This is a genomic window from Neobacillus drentensis (genome assembly GCF_036965245.1).
Lineage (GTDB): Bacteria > Bacillota > Bacilli > Bacillales > Cytobacillaceae > Neobacillus > Neobacillus drentensis_G.
The window spans coordinates 57,379-65,013 of sequence record NZ_JBALPG010000052.1; the positions used below are offsets into that span (position 1 = coordinate 57,379).

7 protein-coding genes are annotated in these 7,635 nt (G+C 40.5%); 4 read left to right on the top strand and 3 right to left on the bottom strand.

The window, feature by feature from the left end; translation table 11 throughout:
* Position 1: 1 nt before the first annotated feature.
* The 3 genes from phaZ to V7150_RS13705 all read left to right on the top strand — a co-directional run bounded on the left by phaZ (position 2) and on the right by V7150_RS13705 (position 3,448).
* Entirely contained in the window at positions 2–892 is an 891-nt protein-coding gene (phaZ, locus tag V7150_RS13695; protein WP_335519019.1) for an intracellular short-chain-length polyhydroxyalkanoate depolymerase, read from the top strand.
* A 3-nt stretch (positions 893–895) separates the two neighbouring features.
* Entirely contained in the window at positions 896–1,636 is a 741-nt protein-coding gene (fabG, locus tag V7150_RS13700) for a 3-oxoacyl-ACP reductase FabG (RefSeq protein WP_335519021.1), read from the top strand.
* Positions 1,637–1,954: 318 nt separating this feature from the next.
* Positions 1,955–3,448, top strand: a complete 1,494-nt coding sequence (locus tag V7150_RS13705; RefSeq protein ID WP_335519024.1) for an acyl-CoA synthetase — start codon at positions 1,955–1,957, stop codon at positions 3,446–3,448.
* 27 nt (positions 3,449–3,475) lie between these two features.
* Here the strand turns inward: V7150_RS13705 and V7150_RS13710 are convergent, their stop codons facing one another.
* The gene (locus tag V7150_RS13710) at positions 3,476–4,051 is read right to left on the bottom strand and encodes an RBBP9/YdeN family alpha/beta hydrolase (protein WP_335519027.1); all 576 of its coding nucleotides are present in this window, start codon (positions 4,049–4,051) and stop codon (positions 3,476–3,478) included.
* 172 nt (positions 4,052–4,223) lie between these two features.
* Between V7150_RS13710 and V7150_RS13715 the strand changes: the two genes are divergently transcribed.
* Entirely contained in the window at positions 4,224–5,570 is a 1,347-nt protein-coding gene (locus V7150_RS13715) for a DEAD/DEAH box helicase (RefSeq protein WP_335519029.1), read from the top strand.
* A 58-nt stretch (positions 5,571–5,628) separates the two neighbouring features.
* Here the strand turns inward: V7150_RS13715 and V7150_RS13720 are convergent, their stop codons facing one another.
* Positions 5,629–7,170: a solute symporter family protein gene (locus V7150_RS13720; RefSeq protein WP_335519032.1), complete on the bottom strand. Its 1,542-nt coding sequence runs from the start codon at positions 7,168–7,170 to the stop codon at positions 5,629–5,631.
* Positions 7,170–7,496, bottom strand: a complete 327-nt coding sequence (locus V7150_RS13725; protein ID WP_335519034.1) for a DUF485 domain-containing protein — start codon at positions 7,494–7,496, stop codon at positions 7,170–7,172. Before V7150_RS13725 ends, V7150_RS13720 begins: the two co-directional genes overlap by 1 nt.
* Positions 7,497–7,635 lie beyond the last annotated feature (139 nt).

Genomic DNA, 7,635 nt, shown 5'->3' on the forward strand with positions numbered 1-7,635 from the left:
AATGGTTAACATTTCTATGAAGGAAGTGCTTTTGTCGAATGGAGAAACACTTGTCTATAGGGAGAGAGAAGGCGGCGAGATAAAGGTTTTGTTAATCCATGGAAATATGACATCATCGAAGCATTGGGATCTTGTCCTTGATAATATGGATGCAAAATATAAGCTTTTTGCGGTCGATTTACGAGGCTTTGGCGGTTCTAGCTATAACAATCTAATCATGTCCATTAAAGATTTTTCCGATGATGTGAAGCTGTTTGTTGATGAAATTGGATTGAAGGATTTCGCGGTGGTTGGCTGGTCAACGGGAGGCGCGGTAGCGATGCAATTTGCTGCTGATTACCCGGGCTATTGTAACAAGCTGGTTTTATTAGCATCAGAATCAACACGTGGCTACCCATTCGATGGAAAAATAAATGAAAATGATGAGCCGCGGCGCTTTGCTTTACATGAGGAGATAAAAAAGGATTTGATTCGAACTATTCCTGTGCAAACAGCCTATGACACGAATGATACTTCTTTATTAAAACTGATTTGGAACGCTGTAATTTACACTGATAATCAACCCGCTCCGGAACTTTATGATGAATATGTTCAAGACATGAGGACACAAAGGAATCTAGCAGAGGTTCATCATTCCAATAACATTTTTAATATTAGCCGTCACCATAATGGGCTTGTTGAGGGCAATGGTAAAGTGGATTTAATTAAGGTCCCTGTTCTCGTTTTGCAAGGGGATCGCGATATGGTGATTTTGAAAGAAATGACAAAGGAAATTGTTGAGGACCTAGGAGAAAAAGCAATTTATATCGAATTAAAAGATTGCGGGCATTCTCCATTGGTGGATGACCTGCCACAATTATTGAAGGCGATGACAGGATTTTTGGAGGAGTAAGGGATGAGATTACAAAATAAAGTAGCGATCATAACAGGGGCGGCTGGTGGAATTGGATTAACAGCTGCGGAGGTGTTTGCCCGAGAAGGCTCGAAGGTGGCAATGGCTGATTTTAATGTGGAGCAAGGGGAAGAGCGTGCACGTGAGCTAAGGGAGAAGGGCTATGATGTTACCTTTTTTCAAGTAAATGTAGCGGATCGTCAGAGTGTTGATGAAATGGTCGAAAAGGTTCAAGGAACCTATGGAAAAATTGACATCCTTATTAATAATGCGGGAATTACGAGAGATGCGATGCTGTCAAAGCTATCGGTTGAGGATTTTCAAACGGTACTTGATGTTAATCTAACGGGTGTATTTCACTGTACACAGGCTGTATTACCAGCGATGATTGCGAATGGCCGCGGAAAAATTATTAACACATCTTCTGTATCGGGAGTTTATGGGAATGTCGGACAAACGAATTATGCAGCCACAAAAGCTGGCGTTGTCGGGATGACAAAAACATGGGCGAAGGAGCTTGGACGAAAAGGGATAAATGTCAATGCAGTTGCTCCGGGATTTATCGAAACCGGGATGACGGCAAAGGTGCCGGAAAAAGTGTTGGCACAAATGATGCAGATGATACCCCTTGCCCGCTTAGGAAAGCCGGAGGATATCGCTAATGCCTACCTGTTCCTGGCATCTGATGAATCAAATTATGTTAATGGTACAGTGCTCCATGTGGATGGCGGAATCATGATGTAGTTTGTTAAGCGACCTTTTTGGGGTCGTTTTTTTATGGTGATTATGACTCATTTTTGAGCTTTGTTTATATCCTCTAGGAATTGTTCATATCTTTAAGTGATTTGTTCATATCTTCAAGGAAATTGTTCATATCCTCAAAGAATTGTTCATATCCTCAAGGAAATTGTTTATATTCTCAAAAAATAGTAGATTTCTCCTGAAACTTTGTCGATAACACTTCTCATTCGTAAACTTAATACAATAATATTCATCTGTAACTGCTCTGTAACTAAAAATGAGTAAGATGGTTCCATCTAGTAGCGAAGGAGCGATTGGTCGGTGAGCTGGGAATTGGATTGGCTGGAAAATCGGGCAAGATTATCGCCAAATAAGGATGCAATTATAGATGAAAAGACAAACAAGGCTTGGACATTTAAAGAATTGAATAAGCGAGCAAATTCCACCGCGAGCTGGCTTCATGCCCGGGGCGTTAAAAAAGGCGATCGGATTGCCTTGTTATCGCCAAACCATATTAGCTATTTTGATTTGTTGTTTGCCTGTGGGAAAATTGGCGCCATTTTTGTCCCGCTTAATTGGCGTTTATCAATGCATGAAATAAAGGAAATAGTGACGGATTGTACACCTGTTTTAATCGGAATCCATAAGCAGTTCGAAGACATGTGTAAGCAACTTAATAACTTAAGTACCTTTTTTATAGGAGATGCGAGTTATGAAGAACTGGTTTCGTCTCCAATTACAGATTGTTTTAGAGAGAAAATCTCTGAAACTGACCCGCTGGCGATGATTTATACTGGCGGAACTACTGGGAAACCAAAAGGTGTGGTGTTAAGTCATCAATCCATTCTCTGGAATGCCATTAACACAATCGTAAGTTGGGGTTTAGCAGAGGATGATGTTACGGTAAACTATTTGCCTATGTTTCATACCGGTGGATTAAATGCCTTGAGCATTCCAATCCTAATGATTGGCGGAACATTGGTAATAGGTGAGCCATTTTCAGGAAAAAAAGCGGTGGAATCCCTGAGTAGGTATCGCTGTACAACGATTCTTCTCGTCCCAACCATGTATCATATGCTTATTCAAACAGACGAATTTCAAAACAACGAATTCCCTTTTATGAAGATCTTTTTATCAGGGGCAGCACCATGTCCCTTTCAAATCTACAATGCATTTCAGAAAAAGGGATTAGCTTTTAAAGAGGGATACGGGCTGACAGAAGCGGGCCCGAATAATTTTTATATAAGTCCGGAAGATGCTCAAGTGAAATGTGGATCTGTCGGTAAACCAATGCTGTTTAATTCGATAAAATTGGTAAAAACAGACGGCTGTGAGTCAGAACCCAACGAGGTTGGAGAACTATTAATAAAAGGGAAGCATGGCTTTTCGTTTTATTGGAACCACGAACAGGCAACAAGAGAAGCGGTAAAGGATGGCTGGATTCATACGGGTGATTTAGCGAAGAGGGATGAAGAAGGCTTCTATTATATTGTCGGCCGGAAAAAAGATATGATCATTTCGGGCGGAGAGAATGTCTATCCTCTTGAAGTAGAGCAGTGGCTGGCTACACACCCAGCGATTGACGAAGTGGCAGTTCTAGGGCTGCCGGATGAAATATGGGGTGAAATCGTTGCCGCATTCATTGTTTTAACGCAAACATACACGTTATCAGATGAGGAATTAAAAATGTATTGTGAGTCAAAATTAGGCCGATACAAAATTCCAAAACAATTCATTCACTTAGAGGAACTGCCAAAAACCCATGTTGGTAAAATAGATAAAAAGAAATTAAAAGAAATGAGTATTCAAATGTAAAAGGGGGAACTATGACGTTCTCCCTTTTTACGTATTTTGTTCTATTTTTCCTTTCGAAAGGCATAGATCCAACATCCAAGGCCATTTTCCGTGCCCGGAATTTGTATTAATGTGTCCTGCATTAGGTAAAACGATAGATGGAAAGGCTAAGTTTAAATAGTTTTTGGCATCCTCCATACTGCAATAAGGATCATTAGATGAATGGACAAATAATGTGTCTTCAGCGGTTCTCGAAAGATGCTGTCCTTTCAAAGGTACAGGATAAAATGATTTTGCTTCTGATAGAACGATGGTTGGAGATGGCGGTGTAACGAGTATTATTTGCTGGGCAAGCCTTTTCGTTTGAATCTCTGCGTAATGAAGCCAAAGTATACAGCCAAGACTGTGGGTAATAACGGTGAGTCGGTGATCAGTCGGGATTGTTTTAACCGCTGAATGTAATTCCTCCAACCAAACCTTCCTAATAGGAGACTCGAATTGTGAGAAGGTTGGATAACATACATGATAGTTTCTCTCTGTTAGTTCGTGAGCCAGCCATGTTTGCCAGTGATCAGGACCGCTCCCTCCTAATCCGTGGATGATAAGAAAACTCTGTTGGTTCATAAGCTCCCTCCATTATACTTTAATTTAACTATTCCGATTGAATAAGTTGGTATTGGTAAGATTATAATGTCTTTAAAAAGAAATGGCAACTATAGGTTTAAATATATATTTGCAATTGAAGCGATAAACCATCAATATTAATGGATAGGTTAAGTAGAAAGCAGGGATATATTTGTCAGATTTTTTATCATTAGGTATTTCAAAAGTATTAGTAGATAAATTACACGGCTACGGTGTTGCAAAACCGACACCAATTCAAGAACAAGCAATTCCGTTTGTGATGAATGGTAACGATATTATTGCCCAGGCGCAAACCGGTACAGGGAAAACATTTGCCTTTATCCTGCCAATTCTTGAAAGAATTAATCGAGAAGCAGCACATGTTCAAGCACTTATCGTTACACCAACGAGAGAATTAGCCTTGCAAATAACGGATGAAATTGAAAAATTGATTGCTGATATACATGGAGTAGCTGTTTTGGCTGTTTACGGCGGGCAGGATGTTGATAAACAGTTGAAAAAATTAAAAAGGAATCCGCAAATTGTAGTGGGGACTCCTGGTCGGCTGTTAGATCATATAAGGAGAGAAACGGTTCGATTATCGGAAATATCCTTCCTTGTTTTAGATGAAGCGGATCAAATGCTTCATATAGGGTTTCTTGGTGAAGTAGAGGACATAATTAGGGAAACGCCTGTGAATCGACAAACCATGTTGTTTTCCGCCACAATGCCGCCGGAAATTCGGAAATTAGCCGCGAAACATATGCGTGCTCCCGAGTACATTCAAATAGAAAAAACACAAGGCCCTGCTGAAAATGTGAAGCAGATGGCGATTCATACGATAGACCGGGCAAAACAAGCGACCCTCATCCACTTAATCGAAACGCATCGGCCATTTTTAGCCGTTATCTTTTGCCGAACGAAGCGGAGGGTAAGTAAACTTTATGATGCGCTGAAAGCCAACGGATTTTCCTGTGATGAATTGCATGGGGACTTGTCACAAGCAAAAAGAGAACAAGTGATGAAGCGGTTTAGAGATGCGGAGATTCAATTATTAATTGCAACCGATGTAGCGGCAAGAGGACTAGATGTCGAAGGGGTTACACATGTATTCAATTATGATATCCCTCAAGATGCTGAAAGCTACGTCCATCGTATTGGACGAACGGGCAGAGCAGGAATGACGGGCTTGGCAATCACGTTTTACTCATCAGCGGACCGTCCCATACTGGACATGATTGAAAAAGAATTGAATATCACCATCCAAAAGCAAAACTTGGAGAGACGAGAGAATTCCCAGGACGATAAAAAGGGTCGTCCAAATGTCGAAAAAGAAAAACGAGGTAAGGTGAAGGAAACCCAAAAAAGGAGACAGCAGAATAATAGGCAAAATGAAAATAGAAGTGGGCAAAAAAAGGGAACAAAGGCTGCTTCAGATAAAAGAAGAAGTAAAGCTTCTGGAGAAGTTCCAAAAAATAGACCTGGAGGAGCGCGAAAAACTAGCGGAAAAAGGAAATGAAGTTATCAATAATGATTCAAAAAAGTGGGACCGAAATAATTTTCAGTCCCACTTTACATTATTTATTAGCCATTCCCATTCCCGTATTGGATTTTACGAGAACTTCATCATATTTTTTCACATCTGCCTTTTGGCTGGAGAAGATGGTTCCAAGGTACCCTGCTAAAAATCCGAGCGGGATGGAAACAATTCCTGGCGTTGTAAAAGGGAATAATGCTTCACCTACAAAAATGGCTTTTCCGACTTCAGGGCTGAATACGTTCGGACTAATCAGCACTAATCCAATCGCGGAAATTAAGCCAAAAATCATGGCGCAAATGGCTCCGGTCGTATTAAAACGCTTCCAATAGATAGTGTAGATGATTACCGGTAAATTGGCGCTTGCAGCAACGGCAAAGGCTAACGAAACTAGGAAGGCAACATTCAGCGTTTGTGCTCCTAATGCGAGAATAATAGAAACGACAGAAACGCCAATCGCAGCCCAGCGAGCCATTCTAACCTGCTGCTTTTCAGTTGCTTTTCCTTTACGAAGAATTTCATTATAAAAATCATGGGAAAATGCGGAAGCAGCTGTAAGGACTAAACCAGCAACAACGGCAAGTATCGTAGCAAAAGCAACTGCCGAAACAAAGGCAAACAACATATTACCACCGAGTGCTTTTGCCAAGAGCGGCGCAGCCATATTACCGGCAGGATTGGCCGCCACAATTGTTTCATTGCCGACAAATGCTGCAGCGCCAAACCCTAGGAAAATCGTCATGACGTAAAATATTCCGATTATCCAAGTAGCATAGACGACTGAAGCACGGGCTGTTTTCGCATCCTTCACAGTAAAAAAGCGGACAAGAATGTGAGGCAGTCCTGCCGTCCCTAGGACTAGTCCCATATTTAATGAAAGTGTATCTAGTCCGTCCTTGTATTTTACCCCTGGATTCAAGAAAGCTTCTTTTAAAGGCGTAGCTGTTTTCATTTGGGCAAACATATCGGTAATACTAAAGTTAAACTTTGCAAAAACAATGATAGAGATGATGAATGTTCCGCCCATCAGAAGGATGGCTTTTATGATCTGTACCCAGCTTGTTGCATGCATTCCTCCAAAAATAACGTAAACCGTCATTAATACACCGACGATTAATACAGATGTTGTATATTCTAAGCCTAATAATAATTTTATTAGTGCACCAGCGCCTACTAGCTGAGCAATCATATAGAAAATTGAGATGGTCATCGTATTCATTGCCGCAAATCCGCGAATTTTCTTCGCATTAAAGCGTGCGGCAATCATATCGGCAAACGTATATTTTCCTAGATTTCTTAAAGGTTCTGCTACCAAATAAAGAACGACTAGATAGGCAACGAGGAAACCGATACTGTAAAAAAAGCCATCAAAGCCGGTTAAGGCGACCGCACCGGCAATACCTAGGAAGGATGCGGCTGACATATAATCACCTGCGATAGCAAGTCCGTTTTGCCAGCCGGTAAGACCGCCGCCGGCAGTGTAGAATTCACTTGCGTTCTTTGTCTTTTTTGAAGCGTAGTAGGTAATGACTAACGTTACGAGGACGATCCCGAGAAACATTAGAAAAGCAGGAGTATTCATCAGCTATGGCCCCTTTCACGGAGAACTTGATTAGCTAATTCATCAAATTTAGCTGCTTTTTTCGAGTAAATCATACATAATGCCCATGTCATAATAAATTGTAAAAAGGCAAAAACCCAGGCCCAGGTAATGCTGCCAATGAATTTGTTGTTTAGCACGGTTGAATAGGAGGTTAATAAAGGTAATGCAAAATAAAAACAAAAAAAGAAGATCGTAAAAGGAATAATAAATTTTTTCTTTTCTGAGAGTAATGATTGAAAAGCAGAAGACTGGACAATTGAGGTGTAATCGCTTTCGGTTTGATTAGAAATTTTTTTAGCCTCCATAGGATGCTCCCCTTTCGTATAAACCCCTTTGTTCAATTTAAAAATCGAAGAATAAAATAAATGTCAATGATGACTGAGGGAAACGCTGATGAAAAAAGATATTGATGCAATGAAATTAATAAAAAGATATAAAATGCTT

Excerpts from the sequence above, each read along its gene's own strand:
- phaZ (WP_335519019.1), top strand. The coding sequence starts at position 2 with ATGGTTAACATTTCTATGAAGGAAGTGCTTTTGTCGAATGGAGAAACA.
- fabG (WP_335519021.1), top strand. The coding sequence starts at position 896 with ATGAGATTACAAAATAAAGTAGCGATCATAACAGGGGCGGCTGGTGGA.
- V7150_RS13720 (WP_335519032.1), bottom strand. The coding sequence starts at position 7,170 with ATGAATACTCCTGCTTTTCTAATGTTTCTCGGGATCGTCCTCGTAACG.
- V7150_RS13725 (WP_335519034.1), bottom strand. The coding sequence starts at position 7,496 with ATGGAGGCTAAAAAAATTTCTAATCAAACCGAAAGCGATTACACCTCA.
- V7150_RS13710 (WP_335519027.1), bottom strand. The coding sequence starts at position 4,051 with ATGAACCAACAGAGTTTTCTTATCATCCACGGATTAGGAGGGAGCGGT.